We start from the raw sequence: 23,736 nt of genomic DNA, 5'->3' as shown, positions 1-23,736 counted from the left end.
AGAGTGAAATCAACGGCCGAACGCCGGGCGCCGGCGGTCAAAACGCCAACCGGGCACCAGATACTGCATCGCCTGGGCATCGTTGCGCGCCCCGCTCGGCAGCGTCTGATGCAACCGGTGCGCCTGTTCCAGCGCCTGCCAGTCCAGCTCGATGCCGAGACCCGGCGCGTCAGGCAGCGCAATTTTTCCGTCGACGATTTGCAATGGGTTTTTCGTCAGATGCTGGCCTTCCTGCCAGATCCAGTGGGTATCGATGGCGGTCGGTTTCCCCGGCGCCGCCGCGCCGACGTGGGTAAACATCGCCAGAGAAATATCGAAGTGGTTATTGGAGTGGCAGCCCCAGGTCAGCCCCCACGCGTCGCACAGCTGCGCCACCCGCACCGCACCGGACATCGTCCAGAAGTGCGGATCCGCCAGCGGAATATCCACCGCCTGCAGCTGTGTGGCGTGGCGCATTTCCCGCCAGTTGGTGGCAATCATATTGGTCGCCACCGGCAAGCCGGTTGCCCGGCGGAACTCGGCCATCACTTCACGGCCGGAAAAGCCCTGCTCTGCGCCGCACGGGTCTTCCGCATAGGTCAGGATGCCGTTCATGCCGCGGCACAGCGCGATAGCCTCATCCAGCCGCCAGGCGCCGTTGGGATCGACGGTGATGCGCGCCTGCGGGAAGCGCTGCGCCAGGGCGCACACCGCCTCGATCTCCTGCTCGCCCGGCAGCACGCCGCCCTTGAGTTTAAAATCCTTAAAGCCGTAGCGATCCTGCGCCGCCGCCGCCAGCTCAACAATGGCTGCCGTATCCATCGCTTCCTGATGGCGCAGGTGATACCACGGGTGGCCGCCCTGCTCACCGGCCTGATACGGCAAATCGGTGCGCCGGCGGTCGCCGATGTAAAACAGATAGCCCAGCACCGTCACCGCATCGCGCTGTTTGCCGGGGCCAAGCAGCTCCGCCACCGGTACGCCAAGACACTGCCCCAGCAGATCCAGCAGCGCGGCCTCCAGCGCCGCCACCGCGTTGACCCGCAGTTCAAACGTCCAGGCGCCGCTGGCGAAGGCGTCGAAATCTGCCGGCTGGCTGCCGCCGTGCAGCGCGTGCACCAGACTGTTCATCCGCGCAACCTGCTGCCCCACCACCTGCGGCATCGCCGCCGTCAGAGTCTGGTAAATCACCTCGCCGCCCGGCGCTTCGCCCACGCCGGTATGGCCGGCGCTGTCGGTCAGCACCACGATATTGCGGGTGAAACAGGCGCCGTGGGCGCCGCCGATATTCAGCAGCATGCTGTCGTAGCCGGCGACCGGGATCACGCGCATGGCGGTGATGGTTGGCGTGCTCTGCGTATCGCTCATCATGCCCCCCGTGCGACAGGTTTCAGTTCGATGCGTTTGATTTCACCGACGATAAACAGATAGCTGACCACCGCCAGCAGAGCATGGATGCCGACGTACAGCAGCGCGCCGTTGAATGAGCCGGTGGTGCCGATGATGTAGCCGATGGCGATCGGCGTCACGATGCCGGAGATATTGCCGAACATATTGAACAGCCCGCCGCTCAGGCCGCTGATCTCTTTCGGCGCGGTATCGGCCATCACCGCCCAGCCCAACGCCCCCAGCCCCTTGCCGAAGAACGCCATCGCCATAATGCCGACCACCATCCACTCGGTGTCTACGTAGTTACAGAAGATCATCGACATCGACAGCAGCATGCCGATCACGATCGGCGCCTTGCGCGAGAAGGTCAGCGAGTTGGTGCGGCGCATCAGATAGTCAGAGATCACCCCGCCCAGCACGCCGCCGACGAAGCCGCAGATGGCCGGCACCGAGGCGACAAAGCCGGCTTTCAGAATCGACATGCCGCGCGCCTGCACCAGATAGACCGGAAACCAGGTAATAAAGAAGTAGGTCAGCGCGTTGATGCAGTACTGGCCGATATAAACGCCGACCATCATGCGCGACTGCAGCAGCTGTTTGATCTGCCGCCATTTCTCACCTTTCACCGGCTGCGCCTGCGGCTGCTTCTGATCCATATTGGTCAGCGCGCCGCCGGCTTCGATATAGTCCATTTCGGCCTGGTTAATGCGCGGGTGATCTTTCGGGTTATGCACCACCTTCAGCCAGATAAAGCTCAGCACAATCCCCAGGCCGCCCATAAAGAAGAACACGTGCGACCAGCCGACGGCGTGCGTCAGCCAGCCCATGATCGGCGCGAAGATCACCGTGGCGAAATACTGCGCCGAGTTGAAAATCGACACCGCCGTGCCGCGCTCATGAGCGGGGAACCAGGCGGCGACGATGCGGCTGTTGCCCGGGAACGAAGGCGCTTCCGCCAGTCCGACCAGAAAACGCAGGGCAAACAGCGCCACCACAATGCCGAAGCCGCTGAAGATATCGACAAACCCCTGCAGCAGGGTGAACAGCGACCAGATAAAGATGCTCCAGAAATAGACGCGCTTCGATCCAAAACGGTCCAGCAGCCAGCCGCCGGGGATCTGGCCGATGACGTACGCCCAGGAAAAGGCGGAGAAGATGTAGCCCATCCCGACCGGATCCAGCCCGATATCCTGAGCCATTGACGAACCGGCGATCGACAGCGTGGCGCGGTCGCCGTAGTTAAATGACGTGACGATAAACAGCATCACCACAATCCAGTAGCGCGTATTGGTTCTTTTTATTGCGCCGGTTGCGGAACTGATTGTTGACATGGTGTTCTCCTGAATCTAGCCATTGCTATCTTCATCCTGAACTGCATGAATATCTCAGAACGAAATGGGTTGAATTAAATAAACCTCACCTGTGAGCAGTGCGATTAATTCCGTTGCGGTTAATATCAAAGCCCAATAATTTTGCTCTGCGAAAAGTATATGTAGCCCGCAAACGAAGCTCATCGGGCAATATTCCAAGTATCAGCCCAATATGCGCGTTAGTTTGGGGCATCTGCCCAAGATAACGCCGGACGGCTCACGAAACCCCGTCAGGCCGTGATCGGCCTCACGTACCGTTGGCGCAATGCCAAATAATTTACCGCTGCCGCCGCGTAATACCGGTCATTTGCATAATGTCGCCCTCTGACTGGTAAACCTATACTTAATCAGGTGAGCACATCTGCCGATTAATCTCGCAGCAAAAATAATAATTAAGGCAAGTGAGGTTGTAATGTCTGAAATAAATACCCGCCACGACGCGCCGCTATATATTAAGGTGCACGCCGATGATAATGTCGCTATCGTGGTCAATAAGCAGGGATTAGCCAAAGGCACGCTGTTTCCCTGCGGTTTACAGCTAATTGAACATGTGCCGCAGGGGCATAAGGTGGCGTTGAATCATATCGCCGCCGGCGAAGCGATTATTCGCTACGGGGAAACCATCGGCTATGCACAGCGCGATATCTTACGCGGCGGCTGGATTGATGAGTCGCTGGTGACGCTGCCGGAAGCGCCGGCGCTGGACAGCCTGCCGCTGGCCAATCGCGTGCCGCCGCCGTTGCCGCCGCTGGAGGGCTACACCTTCGAGGGCTACCGCAACGCCGACGGCAGCGTCGGCACTAAAAACCTGCTGGGGATTACCACCAGCGTGCACTGCGTCGCCGGCGTGGTCGACTTCGTGGTGAAAATCATCGAGCGCGATCTGCTGCCGAACTACCCCAACGTAGACGGCGTGGTGGCGCTGAACCATCTCTACGGCTGCGGCGTCGCCATCAACGCGCCGGCCGCCGTGGTGCCGATCCGCACTATCCATAATCTGGCGCTTAACCCCAATTTCGGCGGCGAAGTGATGGTGGTCGGCCTTGGCTGCGAGAAACTGCAGCCGGAACGGCTGCTGCAGGGCACCCCCGATGTGCAGCCGATCTCGCTGGACGCCGGGCAGATCGTGCGTCTGCAGGATGAGAAGCATATCGGGTTTAAATCAATGGTGGACGATATTCTGGCGCTGGCGGAACGGCATCTGCGCAAACTCAATCAACGCCGGCGCGAACCCTGCCCGGCGTCAGAGTTGGTGGTCGGCATGCAGTGCGGCGGCAGCGACGCTTTCTCCGGCGTGACCGCCAACCCGGCGGTGGGCTATGCCTCCGATCTGCTGGTGCGCTGCGGCGCTACGGTGATGTTCTCGGAAGTGACGGAAGTGCGCGACGCCATTCATCTGCTGACGCCGCGCGTCGCCGACCAGGAAGTAGGCCGGCGCCTGCTGGAGGAGATGCGCTGGTACGACGATTATCTCAGCCAGGGGCAGACCGACCGCAGCGCCAACCCGTCGCCCGGCAATAAAAAAGGCGGGCTGGCCAACGTGGTGGAAAAGGCGCTGGGATCGATCGCCAAGTCCGGCGCCAGCGCGATTGTCGAAGTGCTCTCCCCCGGCCAGCGCCCGAGTAAACGCGGCCTGATCTTCGCCGCCACGCCCGCCAGCGACTTCGTCTGCGGTACGCAGCAGCTGGCCTCCGGCATTACCCTGCAGGTGTTCACCACCGGACGCGGCACGCCTTACGGCCTGACCGCCGTTCCGGTGATCAAAATGGCGACGCACAGCGCGCTGGCCGAACGCTGGCACGATCTGATGGATATCGACGCCGGCAGCATCGCCAGCGGCGAAGCCACCATCGAGCAGGTGGGCTGGCAACTGTTTGAACTGATTTTGGCCATCGCCAGCGGGCGCAAGAAAACCTGGTCGGATCAATGGGGACTGCACAATGCGCTGGCGGTGTTCAACCCGGCGCCGGTCACCTGAGCTATTCGTCCAGCTGCAGGCCGATATACAGCAGTAAACGTGCGTCGAAGCTGGACAGGTTCAGGCCGGTCAGTTCGGAGATGCGGTTCAGGCGGTATTCCAGGGTGTTGCGGTGAATATACAGCGCCTTGGCGGTGGCGCTCGGCTGTACGTTATTCAAAAACCAGGCGCTGAGAGTACGCCGCAGCAGGCCGTTGCCGTCCATCGCCTTCAGGCGCGCCAGCGGCCTGACCAGCTCGTCCGCCTGCCAGCCGCCGCGCAGGCTGTCCAGCAGCACCGGCAGCATCAGGTCCTGGTAGTAGTAGGCGCGCTGCTCGAACATCCGCTGCTTGCCCACCGCCATGGTGGTGCGCGCGGTGCGGTAGGAGCGGGCGATGCTGCCCGGTCCGGTAAAGTAATTGCCCAGCGCGACCCGCACCCGCAGCCGGCTGCTCTCTTTCATGCGCGACAGCAGGTTCTCTACCCGGCGACGATGATCTTCGGCGTCCCAGCGACCGTGGCCGTTGAGCGCCGGCTTCAGCACCACCATTTCGCTGAGCGAGACGATGGCAATCAGATTGTCGCGCTCCGGCAGCGTCAGCAGCGCCTGCAGCTGCTGCAGTTCCGCCATTGCGCTGTCGACGCCGAGCTGTCCGCTGTCCACCTCGACCACCGCCGCCACGCGCGGCTCTTCAGGGTCGATACCCAGCCGCTGCGCCCACTCCATCAGCGCCGGCGACAGCGCCTCCGCACGGATCAGGTTCAGCACCAGCTCTTCACGAAAACGGCTGTCCTGCGCCAGCAGGTGCATCAGCCGCGCCTGCTCCAGCATCATTTCAGCCGCCATGCACACCAGCTCGCCGTATTGGCGCAGCTGCGCCGGATTGCCGGTCAGGCCGATCACCCCGACGATGCTGCCGTCGATGCGCAGCGGCAGATTGATGCCCGGCCGCACGCCGTGCAGATGGCGGGCGACGGCTTCATCAATATCCACCACGCGGGCCTGCGACAGCACCAGCAGAGCCCCTTCGTGCAGTTCACCGACCCGCTCACGGTCGCCGCTGCCGATGATCCTGCCGCGCGCGTCCATCACATTGACATTGCCGTCAATGATTTGCATGGTGCGCGCCACGATTTCCTGCGCCAGCTTGCCGTCAAGATGGTATTCCGCCATTCAATTCGCCCCAACCCGATTTTAGATAATCGCCCAGCATACCGACGCGCTGAGAGCGGCACATTGTGCAGATGCCCAAAGCGTTTCGGCAGCGCCGGGAGTTGTGGCAGGCTTCACAATTTAGCAACATGAAAAAGGCACGCCGTAGCGTGCCTGTCGGATGAGAGAGCGCAAGCAGATTACTGCATCAGCAGGTACAGCGTGCTGTCGCCGCGCAGGATGTTCAGCGCCAGTACCGGCGGCTTGCTGTCGAGAATTTTGCGCAGTTCGCTCAGGTTCTGCACCGGCTGTTGGTTGACCCCCAGGATCACGTCGCCTTTCTTCAGGCCAATGCTGGCGGCGGCGCTGCCGGCCTTCACGCTGTCGACCCTGACCCCTTTATGGTTGCCGGCCTGCGCGTTGCTCAGTTCGGCCCCCTCGATGCCGGCATTGATATTGCCGGAATCAACCTGCGTCTGCTTGCTTTGCTCCAGCGTCACATCCACGGTGACCGGTTTGCCCTCGCGGATAATCCCCAGCGACATTTTGCTGCCGGCCGGCAGCGTGCCGATCTGCGCGCGGAACGAGGCGAAGCTGGAAATGGCTTTGCCGTTCATGGTGACGATCACATCGCCCGCCTTGATGCCCGCTTTGGCGGCGGAGGATTTCGGCATCACCTGGCTGACGAAGGCGCCGCGCTGGGCGTCGACCTTCATCGCCTGCGCCAGCTCGGAATTCAGCTCGGTGCCCATAATGCCCAGTTCACCGCGTTTGACCTGGCCATATTGCACCATCTGCGCCGTCAGGCTTTTCACCATATTGCTCGGAATGGCGAAGCCGATACCGATATTGCCGCCGTCCGGCGCCAGGATCGCGGTGTTGATACCGATCAGCTCGCCGTTCAGATTAACCAGCGCGCCGCCGGAGTTGCCGCGGTTGATCGCCGCATCGGTCTGGATAAAGTTTTCGTAGTTTTCCAGGTTCAGGCCACTGCGCCCCAGCGCCGAAACTATACCGGAGGTGGCGGTTTCACCCAGGCCATAAGGGTTGCCGATCGCCACCGTGTAGTCGCCGACCCGCAGCCGATCGGAATCCGCCATTTTGATCGCGGTGAGGTTCTTGAAGTTTTTCAGCTGGATCAGCGCAATATCAGAGCGCGGATCCTTGCCGATGATCTTGGCGTCAAAGCGGCGGCCGTCGCTCAACTGCACCTGGATCTTGCTGGCGTTGTCCACCACATGATTATTGGTCACCACGTAGCCCTTCGCCGCATCGATCACCACCCCGGCGCCCAGCGCCTTAAAGCTCTCTTTGGCGCCCTGGCCACCCGGCCCGCCCTGACACATCGGCGAGCCCTGGAACGGCGAACCGTCCTGACAGAACGGCGAGTCCTCGCCGAAAAATTGCTGGAACTGCTGCGGCATACGCGGCGTATTGACGGCGGCGCTGCCTTCAACGTTGATGCTGACCACCGACGGCATCACCTTTTCCAGCATCGGCGCCAGGCTCGGCAACTGTGACGACGGCGTGCTGGCGGAAGCCGTTTCTGCGGCGGCGGCGCTTGCCGGGCCAAGGGCCATACCCATGCTGAAAGCCAGGGCGCTCAGAACTAATGCGGTTTTTTTCATCTGTGTGTCTCTATAAAGTCAGTCAATGCAGGGACATACCCCGTTCAGCGGGCGCCGCAGGGTATTGCGCTTGTTGTACTCAATGAGAACCTATTAATAACCTGAAGTTCAGCCGTGGAGTATTGAGAAGCGTAAAAAAATATTCTTCGTCTTTACACTTCTCTAAATAATAAACCGCGCCCTGAATGACGCGGTGGGATAAGAGATGTTTACGCGCCGGGATTATTCTGCTGCCATTAAACGTCGGTATTCATCATAGGCATAAAGATCGGTCATACCGCTGATATAATCCTGTAACAGCCGCGCGCGGAAATAATATTCTCGAATCTCCCGCTGCTCCGGGGATAAATACTGTATCCCCTCGACGGCTTCGATATAAGCCAGCCGATGCTTGGTGGACAATTTATGAAACAGCCGCGTCTCAATCGGGAAACCACGGTGGCTGTCTTCCTGCACCAGTTGGCTGAAATCCGCCAGCGACATCGCCAGCAGCGGGCTGTAAATATCCAGCAGACCGCTGATGACCCGGTAGCCCTGCAGCTCCAGCTGTTCCACTTCCGGATGGTTGAACACGTATTTAAACGCCACCTTCTTGAAGACTTTCAGCAGCCGGAATGCCGGACTGGAATCCTCCAGCAGCGCCTGATTAAAGCTGCCCTGATAAATCGCGTCCAGATTATCAATAAAACGCCCGGCGGCATGAGGCACCAGTTTAGCAACGGTAAATACCCGCAGGTACATAAAGAACTGATCTTCCGAACTGCGTCGCGCGCCGCCCTGCGCTATTTTGCCAAACGCGCCGGCCACCGTTTTATCAAACAGATCGCCCGGCGTCACCGCGCCCCATTCCTGGCTCAAATAGTGATAAAGCTGATCGACGGTGAAAATGTTTTTTTCCACCGCGTCTTCCAAATCGGCAATGCAATAAGAAATATCATCGGCAGCTTCCATGATATAAGTCAGCGGGAAACGGTCGAATTCCCCCATCTGCAATTCACGCCGCAGGCGGTCAACAAACGCTTCCTCCGCCAGATAGAAACCCGGCTTTTTCATCAGATAGCTGTGGCTGGCGGGGATATCCTGCGCCCAATACGCCGGGCGGGTATATTTCAGGATGCAGCCCACCTGGGCATAGGTCAGATTCAGTTTCAGCAGCGTATACACCAGCCGGATCGCCTGTGCGTTGCCTTCAAACTGGCTCAGATCGTGGCGGATGCGGCTGCGCAGCCGGTTCAGATCGCCATCCCCTTCACGCAGGCGCAGCACCTCGACCTGGCAGCCGTCCTGGCTGTTCGGCTCGCTGCCGCTGCTGGCCGGATCGAGCCGCTGGCTGAACCAGTCGTTAATCGCCGACTCGCCGAAGTGGCCAAACGGCGGATTGCCGATATCATGCATCAGGCAGGCCATTTCAACGATGCTTTCAAACGGATCCAGCAGATTGGTCAGGCCGAGTTCATCAATACGCTGCTCTTGCTTAAAGCGGTTGAGGATCTCTTTGGCAATGTGCCTCCCCACCTGCTGTACTTCCATCGAGTGGGTTAACCGGCTGCGCACCGCCGCGTTGCGCTCCAGCGGGAAGACCTGGGTTTTCTGCTGCAGCCGGCGAATCGCCGCCGAGTTGACGATCCGCCCGCGGTCGCTTTCAAACTGGCGGACAATGTCATATTCCTGCTCCGCCGCGATCGGATTGCTGAACGGGCGCTGAAAGCTGATTTTCTGTTTAAAGTCGATCCCGGACATCTGCGGCTCCCCTGTTTTGGCCCTGGCGCGTCTGCCTCCGTGATAACAATTCCACACGGCGGATGCAACGGATTATCTCTGTTTAACAGCCATGATAGACTATGCGGCACTTCTTCCCCCTATCAGCGAGTATTATTTATGAAAGTAGGCATTATCGGCGCCATGGAGCAGGAAGTTACCCTGCTGCGCGATCAAATCGAAAACCGTCAGACCATCCAGCGCGCAGGCTGTGAAATTTACACCGGCCAGATCAACGGAGTAGAGATTGCGCTGCTGAAATCCGGCATCGGTAAAGTCTCGGCGGCGATGGGCACCACCCTGCTGCTGGAGCACTGCCAGCCGGATATGGTGATCAACACCGGTTCCGCCGGCGGTCTGGCCGCCACGCTGAAAGTCGGGGATATCGTGGTGTCCGAAGAAGTCCGCTACCACGATGCCGACGTCACCGCATTCGGCTATGAGCCGGGCCAGATGGCGGGCTGCCCGGCGGCGTTCGTCGCCAACGACGCGCTGATCGCCCTGGCGGAACACTGCATCCGCCAGTTGGATCTTAACGCGGTACGCGGCCTGATCTGCAGCGGTGACGCCTTTATCAACGGCGCAGAACCGCTGGCACGCATTCGCGCCACCTTCCCGAGCGTCGCAGCGGTGGAAATGGAAGCGGCGGCGATCGCCCACGTCTGCCACCAGTTCGGTACGCCGTTTGTGGTGGTGCGCGCCATCTCCGACGTGGCCGATAGCGAGTCGCATATGAGCTTTGACGAGTTCCTGACCGTAGCCGCCAAACAGTCCTCGCTGATGGTCAACGCAATGCTGCAGATGTTGGCAAAGCGCGACTAAGGTGAAACGACGCTTTTGCTGCCTGTTGTGGCTGCTGGCGCTGGCGGTCTCCCTGCCCGCAGCTGCTGCACAGCGGGTGATCAGCCTGGCGCCCAATACCACCGAACTGGCCTACGCCGCCGGCATGGGGGATACCCTGCTGGCGGCCAGCGCCTTTTCCGATTACCCGCCGCAGGCCAAGAAGCTCGAACAGGTGGCGTCGTGGCAAGGGGTTAATCTGGAGCGGATCCTGGCGTTAAAGCCGGATCTGATCCTGGCCTGGCGCGGCGGCAATCCGCAGCGGGTCCTGGATCAGCTCGCCGCATTCGGCATTCCGATCTTTTACGCCGACGCCAAAACGCCGGAAGAGATCGCCCGTTTGCTGGACGATCTGGCCGCTTACAGTCCGCACCCGGAGCAGGCGCATCAGTCAGCAGCGCAGGTACGCCAGCAGCTCGCCCATCTGAAGGCCCGCTATGCCGATAACCCACAGCGCCGCGTGCTGCTGCAGTTCGGCACCCAGCCGCTGTTCACCAGCTCCGCCGCGACGCTGCAAAGCCGACTGCTGAGCCTGTGCGGCGGCGAAAACATCTTTGCCGACAGCCGCGTACCCTGGCCGCAAATCGGCCGCGAGCAGGTGCTGGCTCGTCAGCCGCAGGCGATCGTCATCAGCGGCGGCGCCAAAGAGGTTGCCAACGTCAAAGCATTCTGGTCGCCTCAGCTGCAGGTGCCGATCATCGCGCTGAATGAAGACTGGTTCAACCGCGCAGGGCCGCGCATTATGCTGGCGGCGCAGCAGCTGTGCAGCCAGCTGGCGGAGATTCGCTGATGCTGGTGTTCTGGCTGGATATCCTCGGCACGGCGGTGTTCGCCATCTCCGGCGTATTGCTGGCCGGCAAGCTGCGGATGGATCCTTTCGGCGTGCTGGTGCTCGGGGTGGTGACCGCCGTGGGCGGCGGCACCATCCGCGACATGGCGCTGGCCAATGGCCCAGTGTTCTGGGTGCAGGATCCCACCGATTTGGTGGTGGCGATGATCACCTGTGTGCTGACGCTGATGCTGGTGCGCCAGCCGCGCCGCCTGCCGAAGTGGGTGTTGCCGGTGCTGGATGCGGTCGGGCTGGCGGTGTTCGTCGGCATCGGCGTCAATAAGGCCTTTGCCGCCGGCAGCGGCGCGCTGGTGGCGGTATGTATGGGCGTGATTACCGGCGTCGGCGGCGGCATTATCCGCGACGTGCTGGCGCGCGAAATCCCGATGATCCTGCGCACGGAAATCTACGCCACCGCCTGCATTATCGGCGGCATCGTGCACGCCACGGCGTATTCCAGCTTCGGCATGCCGCTGCAGCAGGCGATGATGCTCGGCATGACCATTACGCTGCTGATCCGGCTGGCGGCCATTCGCTGGCACCTGAAGCTGCCGGCGTTTATTCTCGAACAATAAAAAACCCGCCTTACGGCGGGTTTTCTTAAGATCGGACGTCAGATTAGATGCTGAACGACGAGCCGCAGCCGCAGGTGGTTTTGGCATTCGGGTTGGTCACCACAAAGCGCGACCCTTCCAGACCTTCGGTATAATCCACCGAACCGCCCACCAGATATTGCAGGCTCATCGGATCGACCACCAGAGCCACGCCCTGTTTTTCGATGGTCATATCGCCTTCGTTGACCTTATCGTCAAAAGTGAAGCCGTATTGGAATCCGCTGCAGCCGCCGCCGGTGATGTAAACCCGCAACTTCAGGTTCGGATTTTCTTCATCAGCGATCAGGAATTTCACCTTGTTCGCTGCTGCCTCGGTAAATTGCAGGGGCAGTGCTGTTTCTTCACTCATACTCTTAACTCCCAACATGATTCAGCATCAGGCTCCCTTATACGTCGGGTGGGTGCCGGCAACCTGATTAATACTGTGATTATCCAATACCTGAGTGTTGCGTTCAAGTATTCACCGCATTTGTTGCATTTTCTTTGCTTGTTTTCTCCGCCGCCCGCTGCTTCTCCAGCGTGCGCGCCAGCAGCGACGAATACAGCGGCTGACCACCGAGGAACTGGGCCACCAGCGTCGCGCCAAGGCACGTAATGATCATCGGCAAAATCAGCTGATAATTGTCCGTCATTTCCAACACCAGCACGATGCCGGTCAGCGGCGCGCGCACCGTCGCGGCAAACAGCGCCCCCATGCCGGCAATGGCGAACGTCCCCGGCTCGATGCCATACTGCGGGAAAAGGTGGCTGCTCGCCAGGCCAAATGCGGTGCCGAACAGCGTACCCAATGCCAGCATCGGCGCAAAGATCCCGCCCGGCGCGCCGGAGCCAAAGCACAGCAGCGTGGTGACAATCCGGGCGATAAAGATAAACATCAGCATGCCGACGGTATAGTTGCCCGCCGCCGCAATCGGAATCAGGCCGAAACCGCCGCCGGCGGCCTCCGGCTGAATCAGCGCCAGTACGCCGCACAGGCCGCCCAGCCCGCCGCCCATCAGCACAATTTTGCGCATTTCGCCGCCGTGCAGGCGGGCAAACATATCCTGGGTACGGAAGATCAGCCGGTTAAACATCACGCCGACGCCGCCGAACACCGCGCCCAGCACCAGATACAGCCACAGAGTGTTGGTCGGTGCCGATGAGAGTTTACCCACCTCGATCACCGCATGCTGACCATTGCACAGCTGGTAGACCACGGTCGACATAATCACGCCGATAAATACCGCTTTAATCGAGATCAGGTTGTAGCGAAACTGCGGGCGCATCTCTTCGATAATAAACAAAATCCCCGCCAGCGGCGCGTTAAACGCGGCGGACAGCCCCGCCGCCGCCCCGGTCGCCAGCAGCGAGTGGCGCGCCTCGGCGCCGCGGATACGGAAGATATCCAGCACCATGCGCCCGACATTGCCCCCCATCTGCACCGTCGGCCCTTCGCGCCCCAGCACCATGCCGGCGCCCAGCGTGCCCATGCCGCCGACAAATTTTACCGGCAGAACCCGCCACCAGCGCACCGGACGCAGCTCTTCCAACGCGCCTTCTATCTCCGGAATGCCCGACCCGCCAGCCTCCGGCGCAAAACGCCGCACCAGATAATAGCCCAGCATCGCCAACCCGGCGGACAACAGAAAAGCCAGCGGCCACACCAGATACCAAGCATCGGCGACGTACGACAGCGCGGAAAAACGCTGTTGCTGCACCCAGTCCACCGACTTTTCAAACGCCACGCCCAATAGCCCGGCCAGCGCGCCCACCAGGGCCGCCATCAACAAGATCGCCACCGGCGTTTTATCACGGCGAATAAACTGACGCACACTGTCAACGCGCTTCACACGCGGAGTAAATACTAACGAGGGTTGTGGTTGCTGCTCACTCATAAGGGGTTGGTTACCGCCGGTAAGAATAAGTCATATAAATCGCAGAGCCGTCCATTCTATACTCAAAAAAGCGTACGGCACACCTCTCTTGGCAAACAGCGAAACTCACCGTTTACCCGTATCACGCTGCGGCGATCGTTTCATAACGGCGCGCACTCCACTAGAATAGCCCGGTAAAACACATTCAATATACATTCCTGGAGCCGATTTATGAGCTTACACAGCAAGTCCGAAAGTCTGTACGCCGAAGCGCAGCAGCTGATCCCCGGCGGGGTGAACTCCCCGGTGCGGGCATTTACCGGCGTCGGCGGGGTGCCGCTGTTTATCGAACGTGCCGACGGCGCCTACCTTTTTGACGCCGACGGCAAAGCCTATATCGATTACGTCGGCTCCTGGGGCCCGATGGTGCTGGGCCATAACCATCCTGCCATTCGCAACGCCGTCATTGCCGCCGCCGAACGCGGCCTAAGCTTTGGCGCACCGACCGAAATGGAAGTGAAAATGGCCGCGCTGGTGACCGAACTGGTGCCGACGATGGATATGGTGCGCATGGTGAACTCCGGCACCGAAGCCACCATGAGCGCCATCCGTCTGGCGCGCGGCTACACCCAGCGCGATAAAATCATCAAGTTTGAAGGCTGTTACCATGGCCACGCCGACTGCCTGCTGGTCAAAGCCGGTTCCGGCGCGCTGACCCTCGGCCAACCGAACTCACCGGGCGTACCGGCGGACTTCGCCAAACATACCCTGACCTGCACCTATAACGATCTGGACTCGGTACGCAGCGCCTTTGAACAGTTCCCGTCAGAGATTGCCTGTATTATCGTCGAGCCGGTGGCGGGCAATATGAACTGCGTACCGCCGCAGCCGGACTTCCTGCCGGGGCTGCGCGCGCTGTGCGACCAGTACGGCGCACTGTTGATTATCGACGAAGTGATGACCGGCTTCCGCGTGGCGCTGGCCGGCGCGCAGGCGCACTACGGCGTTGAGCCGGACCTGACCTGTCTGGGTAAAATTATCGGCGGCGGTATGCCGGTAGGTGCATTCGGCGGCCGTCGCGACGTGATGGAAGCGCTGGCGCCGACCGGCCCGGTGTATCAGGCCGGGACGCTGTCCGGCAACCCGATCGCCATGGCGGCGGGCTTTGCCTGCCTGAGCGAAGTGGCGCAGCCGGGCGTTCACCAGACGCTGAACGAACTGACTGAAATGCTGGCGGACGGCCTGCGCCATGCCGCACAGGCGGAGAACATCCCGCTGGTGATCAACAACGTCGGCGGCATGTTCGGCCTGTTCTTTACCGATGCCGACGCAGTCACCTGCTATCAGGACGTGATGCAGTGCGACGCCGAACGCTTTAAGCGCTTCTTCCACCTGATGCTGGACGAAGGCGTATATCTGGCGCCGTCCGCCTTTGAAGCAGGTTTTATGTCCGTCGCCCACAGCAAAGAAGACATTCAGCGCACCATCGACGCCGCGCGTCGCTGCTTCGCTAAGCTGTAACAGCGGACGTTACCGCAAACAACAAGGGCTGAACCTGCGTTCAGCCCTTTTTTATCGCACGATGGCGGATTACAGCAAGGTGCCGTAAATCGTCAGCACCGCCACCACCACCACCAGAATCATCGTCACCTTACGCGCCAACACCACCGCGGCACGCGGCGTTTGTACCGGATCGTCATGCGGGTCCCGAGCCAGCGCAAACTGCGCCAGACGCGTCAGCACCTGGTACTGTGAAGTACGGCGATCGCCCAGCGAGGCGAACCAGGCCGGCAACGCCCTTTCTCCGTGGCCGATCAGCGCGTAGGCCACGCCCGCCAGCCGCACCGGGATCCAGTCCAGCCAGTGCAGCAATGCATCAATCCCCGATTGCGAACGCTCCAGCGGCGTATTGTGCCGCGCCAGCCAGGTTTGGTAAGCACGCAGGAAAGCATAGCCGGCCAACGCTATCGGCCCATAAGGACCGCACGCCACAAACCAGAACAGCGGCGCCAGATAATAGCGGTAGTTAATCCACAGCAGCGCATTTTGCAGTTCGCGCAGACGCTCTTCTTCGCTGCAGTCCACCGGCAGGCCGTGGATCAGCGCCAGCTCTTCCGCCATGGCATCAACCGCATGGCTGTCGCCCTGACGCGCCGCCTTCAGGTAGGCGCGGTAATGCTTGCGCTTAATGCCCGCCCCGACGCACAGCAGCGCCACGACAATCCACAGCAGCAGCGTCAGAAGACCGAAAAACAGCCCCTGCGCCAGCCATAAAATGCCCCAGACCACCACCATCCAGCCGCAGGCCAGCGCCAGCGTCTGCAGCAGCGAAAAACGGCGCAGACGCCGGAAAACCACTTCAAGCCGGTGATCCAGCTGCCAATGCTCGCCCAGCTTGAATAAACGTTCCCACGCCAGAACCAGTAACAGCGAAAACAGCGTCATTTGTTATGCCTCTCCCTTGTCATTGCGCCCGAGCGCTCGCCGGGGCCAACCACGTTGTTCCACAGATGCCAGATATTGCTCGCCACCGGTATCGGATAATACCTGATTCCTTGTTTAGCGACAGCGCATGCTGGCTATCACTGCCAGTGGTACTTGCCTGCACAACAGAGTAGCATGTTTCCTCCACATTCTTAGTTCCCTTTTCGGAGCCTTCTATGCCGACACGCCGCTACAGCGCCGACAGCCGTCGTGCTGAACTTCTTGAACGAATTGAACATGATATCCCTTTTGCCGTCGCCCAGGCGTTACGGGAAGATCTGGGTGGTGAAGTCAATCCTGAACGGGATATTACCGCCCAACTGCTGCCGGCGGACAAGCAGGCCGAAGCCACGATCATCACCCGTGAAGCCGGCGTGTTTTGCGGCCAACGCTGGTTAAATGAAGTCTTTATTCAGCTGGGTAATCAGGTGCGCGTGGAATGGCTGGCGGCCGACGGCGAAACGGTCACGCCGAACCAGCCGCTGTGCCGTCTGAGCGGCCCGGCGCGCATTATGCTGACCGGCGAGCGCACCGCGCTTAACTTTGTACAGACCCTGTCAGGCGTGGCGACCGCCGTCAGCCGCTATGTCGCACTGCTGGAAGGCACGCAGACGCGGCTGCTGGACACGCGTAAAACGCTGCCGGGGCTGCGCACCGCGCTGAAGTACGCCGTGCTGTGCGGCGGCGGCAATAACCACCGGCTGGGGCTGTCCGACGCCTTCCTGATCAAGGAAAACCATATTATCGCCTCCGGCTCAATCAAGAACGCGGTGGAGAAAGCCTTCTGGCTACACGCCGACGTGCCGGTCGAAGTGGAAGTGGAATCGCTGGACGAACTGCAGCAGGCGCTGGACGCCGGCGCGGATATCATCATGCTGGATAACTTCAGCGTGCCGATGATGAAGCAGGCTGTAGAACTGACCCAGCATCGCGCACAGCTGGAAGTCTCCGGTAATGTCACCAGCGACACCTTGCGCCAATACGCTGAAACCGGCGTGGATTATATTTCGGTCGGCGCGCTCACCAAGCACGTTACCGCCCTCGATTTATCCATGCGCTTTAAATAAATCCCCCCTTTCGCGCTCACGTCGCCAGCCCGGCGGCGCGAGCGGCTTTACACTGCGATCCGCGCCGCATTGCGCGCTGCGAAAAACGGTAACCATCCAGATAGTGCTGGAAGCCATACGCAGTCCTGTCAGCATGCACTCGCACGCCCGGCCTCCTGACGCTACCGTTGCCACTCCACAACCAGGAGGAAGCAACGCATGGAAACACAACGTGGATTTACCCTGATCGAACTGATGGTGGTGATCGCCATCATCGCCACCCTGAGCGCCATCGGCGTGCCCGCCTATCAGCGCTATATCCAGAAAGCCGCAATGACCGACATGCTGCAGGCGATGACCCCCTATAAAATGGCGGTGGAGCTGTGCGTGCTGGACAGCGGCACCGCCGACGAATGCAACGCCGGCAGCAAAGGCATCCCGACAGGCGCCGCCTCGCGCTATGTCAGCGCCGTCAGCGTCAGCCGGGGAGTTATCACACTCACAGGCGCCCAGACGCTACAGGGGTTAACGGTCACAATGACGCCGACGCCGGACAGCAACGGCCTGATGCGCTGGGCGCGCAGTTGCAGCGCCGCAGAAAGCAGCGCGCTGCAGGATACCTGCCAGGAAGTGTTCCGCTTTGACGATGCGGCGGAACCATCCTGATGAGCCAGGCTATCAACGCTGAAATACAGACCCTGTGCCGGCGCTACCAGGCGCTGGCGCTGAGCGAAGATGAGCAATGCCTGACTATCGCCCTGCACGGCGAACCGCCGGCGCCGCTGCTCAATGCGCTGCGCTTCGCCAGCGGGAAACAGATCGCGCTGGAACAGTGGCCGCTGGCGCGGCTGGAGCAGGCGCTGTTTCAGTCGCCGGCGCTTCAGCCGGCTCAGACAGAGACCGCCGAGGCACACAGCTCCACGCTGGATGACGATGCCGATACGCCAGCGGTCAACTTTATCAACCAAACGCTGCGCAGCGCGATCCAGCGACGCGCCTCCGACATTCACTTTGAGCCTTACCAGCAACAGCTCAGCATCCGCCTGCGCATCGATGGCGTACTGCAGACGATCTCTCCGCCGCCGCTGGCCCTGGGCCAGCGCATTATCGCCCGGTTGAAGATCATGGCTCAGTTGGACATTGCCGAACGGCGGCTACCGCAGGACGGCCAGCTCGGCGTTCAGCTGGATCGCAGCCGCTACTCGATGCGCATCTCCACCCTGCCGACGCTATACGGCGAAAAGGTGGTGCTGCGGATCCTGCAAACCGACCGGCAGGATCTGCCGCTGGAGCAGTTGGGCATGACGGAGGCGGATCGCGCGCAGTTTGCCGCCGCCCTCGCCGGCCCACAGGGCATGATTCTGGTCACCGGCCCCACCGGCAGTGGAAAAACCGTCACGCTGTACAGCGGCCTGCACCAGTTGAACGATCGGCAGCGCAATCTGTGCAGCGTCGAGGATCCCGTCGAGATCCCGCTGTTTGGCGTCAACCAGACGCAGGTCAACGGAAAAATCGACCTGAGTTTTTCCCGCGTGCTGCGGGCACTGCTGCGCCAGGATCCGGACGTGATCATGATCGGCGAGATCCGCGACGGGGAAACCGCCGAAATTGCGGTGAAGGCCGCCCAGACCGGCCACCTGGTGCTATCGACCCTGCATACCAACTCCACCAGCGAAACCCTGACCCGCCTGACCAATATGGGCATCCCCGGTTATCTGCTGGCGGCCAGCCTCAAGCTGGTGATCGCCCAGCGGCTGGTGCGTCGACTGTGCCTGCACTGCCGCCGCCCGCAAACGGAAGCGCTGCACTTTCCCGCCGCGCTGTGGCCCCGCCCGTTGACGCCATGGCGCGCCGAAGGCTGCGAACACTGTTTCGGCGGCTATTACGGCCGCATCGGCATCTACGAATTACTGCACATCACCAGTGAGATACAGCACGGGTTACTGCACCAGTTAACGGCGGAGCAGTTAAACGAGATCGCACAGCGGCAGGGGCAGACTTCGCTGCTGCAGGCCGGGCTGGCGCTGGTGGCGGAAGGTATCACGTCGCTGCAGGAAGTGTATCGCGTGATAGGCCACACGGAGCTGCAGCCATGACGTCGCGGCGGCTTTTTCTCTGGCAGGCCATTAATAGTCAGGGTGAAATAGTTCCAGGAGAGTCGCTGGCTGAACGCAAAGAGCAGGTTTATCAACTGTTGATTGAACAGAACCTGCAGCCCTATCAGGTCGCACGCGGCAAGCCGGTTGGCCGGCGGCAATGGCGTGGCGAGGCATTGATCCTGTTCACCCGCCAGTTGGCTACGCTGCTGCAGGCCGGGCTGCCGCTGATGAACGCACTGCAGCTGCTGGCGCAGCAGCATCAGTCCGCTCCCTGGCGCTGTCTGCTACAGGAGATCGGCGAGCGGGTGGCTCAAGGCCAGCCGCTGTCTGAAGTGACGGCCGGCTACCACTACGTGTTTCCGCCTATTTATCGCCAGCTAATCACCTTAGGCGAACTGACCGGCAACCTCGATCGCTGTTGCCAGCAGCTGGCGCAACAGCAGGAAGAGCAGCAGAAGCTGCGCAAAAAAGTGCTGAAGGCCATCCGCTATCCGCTGTTTATCTGCGCGGTGGCCATACTGGTCAGCCTACTGATGCTGTTGATGGTGCTGCCGGAATTCGCCAAAGTGTATCAGTCGTTCGACGCTCCGCTGCCCTGGTTTACTCAGGGGTTAATGAATCTGTCGGCGCTGTTGGTCAGTGCCGGCCCCTATGTGTTGCTGGCCGGCGCCCTGCTGGCGGGCGGCTACTGGCGCTACTGCCATCCGCATTCCCGCTGGCGGCGGCGGGAGCAGCGGCTCTGCCTGCGTCTGCCGCTGATTGCTCAGCTGATTAAAGGCGCCTGCCTGAGCCAGATCTTCCGTACGCTGCATATGACCCAACAGGCGGGGCTGACGCTGCTCGAAGGGTTGGATGCGGCGCTGCTGTCGATGGAGAATCTGTTTTTCCATCAGGCACTGGAGAATATTCGGCAGCGGCTGAACCAGGGGCTGCCGCTGTATCAGGCGCTGGCGGAACAGCCGCTGTTTCCACCGTTGTGCCAGCAGTTGGCGCGCGTCGGGGAAGAGTCCGGCACTCTGGACACTCTGCTGGGCAAACTGGCGTTATGGCATGAACAGCAGACGCATGAGCTGGCGGACGCTTTGGCGCAAACGCTGGAACCGTTGCTGATGCTGACCATCGGCATCATCGTCGGCGGCCTGGTGATCGCCATGTATTTACCGATTTTCCAATTGGGAACGGTGCTGGGATAAAACAGACGGGAGAAACGCCCCCACGGTGCGGGGGCGACAGGAGATTACTTGCTGCCGAATACGCGGTTTTCCTGCTCCGCAACGCGGATAAAGGTGGTGCGTTTGGTCAGCTCTTTCAGACGCTCTGCCCCCACGTAGGTGCAGGCCGAACGCAGGCCGCCGAGGATATCGCGTACGGTGAATTCCACTTCGCCGCGCAGCGGCAGCTTCACGGTTTTGCCTTCTGCCGCGCGGTACTCCGCGACGCCGCCCACGTGGCGCTTCATCGCGGATTCGGAACTCATGCCGTAGAACAGCATAAATTTCTCGCCGTTCTCTTCCACCACCGTGCCTTCGCACTCGTCGTGGCCGGCCAGCATGCCGCCCAGCATGACAAAGTCCGCGCCGCCGCCGAAGGCTTTCGCCACATCGCCCGGCACCGAGCAGCCGCCGTCGCTGACAATCTGCCCGCCCAGCCCGTGCGCCGCGTCCGCGCATTCAATCACCGCGGACAGCTGCGGGTAGCCGACGCCGGTTTTCACCCGCGTGGTGCACACTGAACCCGGGCCAATGCCGACCTTAACGATATCGGCGCCGGACAGGATCAGCTCCTCGACCATTTCGCCGGTGACCACATTGCCGGCGCAGATCACGTGTTGCGGGCAGGCTTCGCGCGCTTTCTGCAGGAAGGCGACAAAGTGCTCCGAGTAGCCGTTAGCCACATCGATGCAGATAAACTTCAGCGCCGGCGACAGCGCCAGAATTTGCTTCATCTTTACGAAGTCGGCATCGGAGGTACCGGTGGAAACCATCACGTGACGCAGCGTCTCTGCCGGTACGCGCTGAACGAATTCGGCCCATTGTTCAACCGAATAGTGTTTGTGTACCGCGGTAAGCACATCGAAAGACGCCAGAGCCTCTGCCATGCGGAAGGTGCCGACCGTATCCATATTGGCGGCAATGATAGGTACGCCGGACCAGTTCCATCCCGAATGTTTGAAGGTAAACTGGCGCTCCAGTTCTACTTCGGAGCGGCTTTTCAGCGTGGAGCGCTTCGGGCGGATCAGCACATCTTTAAAACCTAACTTCAAATCTTCTTCAATACGCATGACAACGGATTTCCTGGTTTATGGCGACGGATCGCAAGGGTGATCGAATCTTCTATCCCGCGGGTTTCAGCTAATGCCGCCACCTGCGCAGAACAGCTTGATGCCAGTTCCAGTGACGTTATCATACGCCGGAATAATCACGCGGCAAGACTGCGATTTCGTCTTTATTTACGCTACAATCCCAGAAATTTACCTGCGCCATTCCGATGTGATATTGCGCCCATTTTTGCCATTCTGGCGACAGAAACGCCAGCCTGACGGCGTCGACTTGCACTTCTGCACGATCGCTTTATGATTCGTCTATTGTTTCTGGATAAATCTTAGGGTGTCCCCTCACGCCATGACTTACATTGTTGCGTTGACCGGCGGCATCGGCAGCGGTAAATCAACCGTCGCCAATGCTTTTGCGCGTCATGGCATCGTGATTGTCGATGCCGACATCATCGCCCGCCAGGTTGTAGAGCCCGGCACGCCATCATTGGCGGCCATCACCGCGCATTTTGGCCATGGGATACTCCAGCCGGATGGCGCTTTGGATCGGGCGGCGCTGCGTCAGCGTATCTTCAGCCAGCCGGATGAAAAACGCTGGCTGAATCAGCTGCTGCACCCGGTGATACAGCAGGAAACACAGCGCCAGCTGGCGCTGGCCGACAGCCCCTATGCGCTCTGGGTGGTGCCGCTGCTGGTGGAAAACCAGCTACAGTCACGTGCCGACCGGGTCGTGGTGGTCGACGTCGACAGCGATACCCAGTTGCTCAGAACCATCGCCCGCGACGGCGTCAGCCGCCAGCAGGCACTCAATATTTTATCTGCCCAGGCAACGCGCGAGCAGCGACTGGCAGTGGCGGACGACGTGATCGACAACTGCGGCGCCGCACAAGAGATAGAATCACACGTAGCCGCCTTGCATCGCCGCTATCTGGACCTTGCGGCATCAGCAAAACGACAGGATTAAACTGAATGAGTGACGCTTCTCCAACCGTTCTCTTTGAACACCCGTTGAATGAAAAAATGCGTACCTGGCTGCGAATTGAATTTTTGCTGCAACAGTTACATGGCCACCGGGCATTGAGCGATACCGCCATCGCCCTGACCTTTTTCCGTACCGTTTCCGATCTGCTGGACGTGCTGGAACGCGGTGAAGTCCGCACCGAACTGGCGAAAGAACTGGAACGCCAGCAGCAAAAACTGCTGCAGTGGGCCGACGTGCCCGGCGTTGATATGTCGCTGGTCGAACAGTTACGCAGCCAGTTGAAAGACCTTTCTTCACGTCTTATCGCCGCGCCGCGTATGGGCCAACCACTGCGTGAAGATAAACTCATCAGCCTGGTGCGCCAACGTTTGGGCATTCCCGGTGGCTGCTGCAGTTTCGATCTGCCGACGCTGCACATGTGGATGCACGTGCCTCAATCAGAGCGCGATGCCGACGTCGCCCAGTGGCTGGAAACCCTGGATCCGTTGCATCAGGCGCTGACGATGATCCTGAGCCTGATCCGCCAGTCCGGACCGTTCCGCAATCAAATCAGTCTGAACGGGTTTTATCAGGATAATGCGGAAGATGCCGATCTGCTGCGCCTGCGTATCGACCTGTCGCATCAGCTGTATCCGCAAATTTCCGGTCACAAGACGCGTTACGCCATTCGCTTCTTGTCGCTGGACGGCGACCATACTCAGGTGCCGGAACGCCTGACGTTCGATCTGGCCTGCTGTTAGTAAACAATAAAATGGCCCGTTGAAAAGCCGGCTAAGGAAGAGTGATGACTACCGTAGTAAATTGCCCGACCTGTGGCAAAGACGTTGTTTGGGGGGAAGTCAGCCCGTATCGTCCGTTCTGCAGCAAGCGCTGCCAGATGATCGATCTGGGTGAATGGGCGGCCGAAGAAAAGCGCATCCCAAGCAATGGCGACTTATCCGACAGCGACGAGTGGAGTGAAAAGGAAGACTACTAGCGCTCAATACGGCCTGGCTTGCCAGGCCGTTCGTTAACTGATATTCACTGCGCCGCGCCGGCCTGCGCAACCAGTTGCCGGACAATCGCGGCGTTGGCCGGCGGGAATTCATCTTCACGCAGCTCCGCCTGTTTTACCCAGCGCATCGGCTGGCCTTCACGGCCAAACGGTTCGCCCTGCCAGTGCTCCACCAGATAGAAATTCAACGTCACAATACGGTCGGTAAAACGGTGCTCCAGCACCTCCAACAGCACGGCCTGCCCGGCCTCAATGCCGGTTTCTTCCTGCAGCTCACGGTACAGCGCCTGCTCCGCCGTTTCACCCGCTTCAATCTTGCCGCCAGGAAACTCCCAAAAACCTGCCATATGGGAATCCGCACCGCGGCGGGTAAGAAAGATCTCCTGCCGGGAATTACGAATAATGCCCACGGCGATGTTCAGATGTTTCATCGCTAACTCCTAAATCATTCTTGAACTGCGCCACCGCTTACGGGTAACGCCAGATATA

The 23,736-nt window shown here is 60.4% G+C and carries 22 protein-coding genes; 12 read left to right on the top strand and 10 right to left on the bottom strand.

The window, feature by feature from the left end; genetic code table 11:
* Nucleotides 1-9 precede the first annotated feature (9 nt).
* Both CLM71_RS03655 and CLM71_RS03650 read right to left on the bottom strand, forming a co-directional pair.
* Entirely contained in the window at nt 10-1,347 is a 1,338-nt protein-coding gene (locus tag CLM71_RS03655; RefSeq protein WP_105229797.1) for an enolase C-terminal domain-like protein, read from the bottom strand.
* Complete coding sequence (locus CLM71_RS03650) at nt 1,347-2,699, bottom strand: MFS transporter (RefSeq protein WP_105229796.1); 1,353 nt, start codon at nt 2,697-2,699, stop codon at nt 1,347-1,349. The genes CLM71_RS03655 and CLM71_RS03650 overlap by 1 nt, the downstream gene beginning before the upstream one ends.
* A gap of 451 nt (nt 2,700-3,150) precedes the next feature.
* On the opposite strand from CLM71_RS03650, the gene garD reads away from it, so the two are divergent.
* The gene (gene garD / locus CLM71_RS03645) at nt 3,151-4,716 is read left to right on the top strand and encodes a galactarate dehydratase (RefSeq protein ID WP_105229795.1); all 1,566 of its coding nucleotides are present in this window, start codon (nt 3,151-3,153) and stop codon (nt 4,714-4,716) included.
* A 1-nt stretch (nt 4,717) separates the two neighbouring features.
* Here the strand turns inward: garD and CLM71_RS03640 are convergent, their stop codons facing one another.
* The 3 genes from CLM71_RS03640 to dgt all read right to left on the bottom strand — a co-directional run bounded on the left by CLM71_RS03640 (nt 4,718) and on the right by dgt (nt 9,216).
* Complete coding sequence (locus CLM71_RS03640; RefSeq protein WP_054305125.1) at nt 4,718-5,869, bottom strand: CdaR family transcriptional regulator; 1,152 nt, start codon at nt 5,867-5,869, stop codon at nt 4,718-4,720.
* Nucleotides 5,870-6,048: 179 nt separating this feature from the next.
* Nucleotides 6,049-7,476 carry a serine endoprotease DegP gene (degP, locus tag CLM71_RS03635; protein ID WP_105229794.1) on the bottom strand — a complete coding sequence of 476 codons (1,428 nt, stop codon included), beginning with the start codon at nt 7,474-7,476 and terminating at the stop codon, nt 6,049-6,051.
* A 222-nt stretch (nt 7,477-7,698) separates the two neighbouring features.
* Nucleotides 7,699-9,216 (bottom strand): dGTPase, encoded by a 1,518-nt coding sequence (gene dgt / locus CLM71_RS03630; RefSeq protein ID WP_105229793.1) that lies wholly within the window; start codon nt 9,214-9,216, stop codon nt 7,699-7,701.
* Nucleotides 9,217-9,354: 138 nt separating this feature from the next.
* Here dgt and mtnN point away from each other — a divergent pair, with 138 nt between their 5' ends.
* From mtnN to CLM71_RS03615, 3 genes are read left to right on the top strand one after another with little or no spacing between them, the layout of a single operon-like run.
* On the top strand, nt 9,355-10,056 hold the full coding sequence (gene mtnN, locus CLM71_RS03625) for a 5'-methylthioadenosine/S-adenosylhomocysteine nucleosidase (RefSeq protein ID WP_105229792.1): 702 nt from the start codon (nt 9,355-9,357) through the stop codon (nt 10,054-10,056).
* Nucleotide 10,057: 1 nt separating this feature from the next.
* The gene (btuF, locus tag CLM71_RS03620; protein WP_105229791.1) at nt 10,058-10,864 is read left to right on the top strand and encodes a vitamin B12 ABC transporter substrate-binding protein BtuF; all 807 of its coding nucleotides are present in this window, start codon (nt 10,058-10,060) and stop codon (nt 10,862-10,864) included.
* The gene (locus CLM71_RS03615; protein WP_105229790.1) at nt 10,864-11,478 is read left to right on the top strand and encodes a TRIC cation channel family protein; all 615 of its coding nucleotides are present in this window, start codon (nt 10,864-10,866) and stop codon (nt 11,476-11,478) included. Before btuF ends, CLM71_RS03615 begins: the two co-directional genes overlap by 1 nt.
* Nucleotides 11,479-11,521: 43 nt before the next feature.
* On the opposite strand, the gene erpA is transcribed toward CLM71_RS03615, so the two are convergent.
* Complete coding sequence (gene erpA, locus CLM71_RS03610; protein WP_015670939.1) at nt 11,522-11,866, bottom strand: iron-sulfur cluster insertion protein ErpA; 345 nt, start codon at nt 11,864-11,866, stop codon at nt 11,522-11,524.
* A 103-nt stretch (nt 11,867-11,969) separates the two neighbouring features.
* Nucleotides 11,970-13,391, bottom strand: a complete 1,422-nt coding sequence (clcA, locus tag CLM71_RS03605) for a H(+)/Cl(-) exchange transporter ClcA (RefSeq protein ID WP_105229789.1) — start codon at nt 13,389-13,391, stop codon at nt 11,970-11,972.
* 210 nt (nt 13,392-13,601) lie between these two features.
* Here clcA and hemL point away from each other — a divergent pair, with 210 nt between their 5' ends.
* The gene (hemL, locus tag CLM71_RS03600; protein WP_105229788.1) at nt 13,602-14,891 is read left to right on the top strand and encodes a glutamate-1-semialdehyde 2,1-aminomutase; all 1,290 of its coding nucleotides are present in this window, start codon (nt 13,602-13,604) and stop codon (nt 14,889-14,891) included.
* Nucleotides 14,892-14,960: 69 nt separating this feature from the next.
* Here the strand turns inward: hemL and ampE are convergent, their stop codons facing one another.
* Entirely contained in the window at nt 14,961-15,815 is an 855-nt protein-coding gene (gene ampE, locus CLM71_RS03595) for a beta-lactamase regulator AmpE (RefSeq protein ID WP_105229787.1), read from the bottom strand.
* A gap of 215 nt (nt 15,816-16,030) precedes the next feature.
* On the opposite strand from ampE, the gene nadC reads away from it, so the two are divergent.
* The 4 genes from nadC to hofC all read left to right on the top strand — a co-directional run bounded on the left by nadC (nt 16,031) and on the right by hofC (nt 20,192).
* Nucleotides 16,031-16,921 (top strand): carboxylating nicotinate-nucleotide diphosphorylase, encoded by an 891-nt coding sequence (gene nadC / locus CLM71_RS03590; RefSeq protein WP_105229786.1) that lies wholly within the window; start codon nt 16,031-16,033, stop codon nt 16,919-16,921.
* Nucleotides 16,922-17,119: 198 nt separating this feature from the next.
* Entirely contained in the window at nt 17,120-17,566 is a 447-nt protein-coding gene (gene ppdD, locus CLM71_RS03585; protein ID WP_105229785.1) for a prepilin peptidase-dependent pilin, read from the top strand.
* Nucleotides 17,566-18,996: a type II secretion system protein GspE gene (gspE, locus tag CLM71_RS03580; RefSeq protein ID WP_105229784.1), complete on the top strand. Its 1,431-nt coding sequence runs from the start codon at nt 17,566-17,568 to the stop codon at nt 18,994-18,996. The genes ppdD and gspE overlap by 1 nt, the downstream gene beginning before the upstream one ends.
* Nucleotides 18,993-20,192: a protein transport protein HofC gene (gene hofC / locus CLM71_RS03575; RefSeq protein ID WP_105229783.1), complete on the top strand. Its 1,200-nt coding sequence runs from the start codon at nt 18,993-18,995 to the stop codon at nt 20,190-20,192. The genes gspE and hofC overlap by 4 nt, the downstream gene beginning before the upstream one ends.
* Before the next feature lie 44 nt (nt 20,193-20,236).
* On the opposite strand, the gene CLM71_RS03570 is transcribed toward hofC, so the two are convergent.
* Entirely contained in the window at nt 20,237-21,280 is a 1,044-nt protein-coding gene (locus CLM71_RS03570; protein WP_105229782.1) for a GMP reductase, read from the bottom strand.
* Nucleotides 21,281-21,620: 340 nt separating this feature from the next.
* Between CLM71_RS03570 and coaE the strand changes: the two genes are divergently transcribed.
* The 3 genes from coaE to yacG are packed head-to-tail and all read left to right on the top strand — an operon-like array spanning nt 21,621 to nt 23,229.
* The gene (coaE, locus tag CLM71_RS03565; protein ID WP_105229781.1) at nt 21,621-22,235 is read left to right on the top strand and encodes a dephospho-CoA kinase; all 615 of its coding nucleotides are present in this window, start codon (nt 21,621-21,623) and stop codon (nt 22,233-22,235) included.
* 5 nt (nt 22,236-22,240) lie between these two features.
* Nucleotides 22,241-22,993, top strand: a complete 753-nt coding sequence (gene zapD / locus CLM71_RS03560; RefSeq protein ID WP_105229780.1) for a cell division protein ZapD — start codon at nt 22,241-22,243, stop codon at nt 22,991-22,993.
* 44 nt (nt 22,994-23,037) lie between these two features.
* Nucleotides 23,038-23,229, top strand: coding sequence for a DNA gyrase inhibitor YacG (gene yacG, locus CLM71_RS03555; protein WP_105229779.1), 192 nt, complete (start codon nt 23,038-23,040; stop codon nt 23,227-23,229).
* Nucleotides 23,230-23,273: 44 nt separating this feature from the next.
* Here the strand turns inward: yacG and mutT are convergent, their stop codons facing one another.
* Nucleotides 23,274-23,678 (bottom strand): 8-oxo-dGTP diphosphatase MutT, encoded by a 405-nt coding sequence (mutT, locus tag CLM71_RS03550; protein WP_105229778.1) that lies wholly within the window; start codon nt 23,676-23,678, stop codon nt 23,274-23,276.
* Nucleotides 23,679-23,736 lie beyond the last annotated feature (58 nt).

Source organism: Serratia sp. MYb239 (assembly GCF_002966855.1).
GTDB classification, from domain to species: domain Bacteria; phylum Pseudomonadota; class Gammaproteobacteria; order Enterobacterales; family Enterobacteriaceae; genus Serratia_B; species Serratia_B rhizosphaerae.
Note: the sequence above shows the minus strand (reverse complement) of the source record. Positions and strands in the feature narration are given on the sequence as shown.

Excerpts from the sequence above, each read along its gene's own strand:
- CLM71_RS03655 (WP_105229797.1), bottom strand. The coding sequence starts at position 1,347 with ATGAGCGATACGCAGAGCACGCCAACCATCACCGCCATGCGCGTGATC.
- CLM71_RS03650 (WP_105229796.1), bottom strand. The coding sequence starts at position 2,699 with ATGTCAACAATCAGTTCCGCAACCGGCGCAATAAAAAGAACCAATACG.
- garD (WP_105229795.1), top strand. The coding sequence starts at position 3,151 with ATGTCTGAAATAAATACCCGCCACGACGCGCCGCTATATATTAAGGTG.
- CLM71_RS03640 (WP_054305125.1), bottom strand. The coding sequence starts at position 5,869 with ATGGCGGAATACCATCTTGACGGCAAGCTGGCGCAGGAAATCGTGGCG.
- degP (WP_105229794.1), bottom strand. The coding sequence starts at position 7,476 with ATGAAAAAAACCGCATTAGTTCTGAGCGCCCTGGCTTTCAGCATGGGT.
- dgt (WP_105229793.1), bottom strand. The coding sequence starts at position 9,216 with ATGTCCGGGATCGACTTTAAACAGAAAATCAGCTTTCAGCGCCCGTTC.
- mtnN (WP_105229792.1), top strand. The coding sequence starts at position 9,355 with ATGAAAGTAGGCATTATCGGCGCCATGGAGCAGGAAGTTACCCTGCTG.
- CLM71_RS03615 (WP_105229790.1), top strand. The coding sequence starts at position 10,864 with ATGCTGGTGTTCTGGCTGGATATCCTCGGCACGGCGGTGTTCGCCATC.
- erpA (WP_015670939.1), bottom strand. The coding sequence starts at position 11,866 with ATGAGTGAAGAAACAGCACTGCCCCTGCAATTTACCGAGGCAGCAGCG.
- clcA (WP_105229789.1), bottom strand. The coding sequence starts at position 13,391 with ATGAGTGAGCAGCAACCACAACCCTCGTTAGTATTTACTCCGCGTGTG.
- hemL (WP_105229788.1), top strand. The coding sequence starts at position 13,602 with ATGAGCTTACACAGCAAGTCCGAAAGTCTGTACGCCGAAGCGCAGCAG.
- ampE (WP_105229787.1), bottom strand. The coding sequence starts at position 15,815 with ATGACGCTGTTTTCGCTGTTACTGGTTCTGGCGTGGGAACGTTTATTC.
- nadC (WP_105229786.1), top strand. The coding sequence starts at position 16,031 with ATGCCGACACGCCGCTACAGCGCCGACAGCCGTCGTGCTGAACTTCTT.
- ppdD (WP_105229785.1), top strand. The coding sequence starts at position 17,120 with ATGGAAACACAACGTGGATTTACCCTGATCGAACTGATGGTGGTGATC.
- gspE (WP_105229784.1), top strand. The coding sequence starts at position 17,566 with ATGAGCCAGGCTATCAACGCTGAAATACAGACCCTGTGCCGGCGCTAC.
- hofC (WP_105229783.1), top strand. The coding sequence starts at position 18,993 with ATGACGTCGCGGCGGCTTTTTCTCTGGCAGGCCATTAATAGTCAGGGT.
- CLM71_RS03570 (WP_105229782.1), bottom strand. The coding sequence starts at position 21,280 with ATGCGTATTGAAGAAGATTTGAAGTTAGGTTTTAAAGATGTGCTGATC.
- coaE (WP_105229781.1), top strand. The coding sequence starts at position 21,621 with ATGACTTACATTGTTGCGTTGACCGGCGGCATCGGCAGCGGTAAATCA.
- zapD (WP_105229780.1), top strand. The coding sequence starts at position 22,241 with ATGAGTGACGCTTCTCCAACCGTTCTCTTTGAACACCCGTTGAATGAA.
- yacG (WP_105229779.1), top strand. The coding sequence starts at position 23,038 with ATGACTACCGTAGTAAATTGCCCGACCTGTGGCAAAGACGTTGTTTGG.
- mutT (WP_105229778.1), bottom strand. The coding sequence starts at position 23,678 with ATGAAACATCTGAACATCGCCGTGGGCATTATTCGTAATTCCCGGCAG.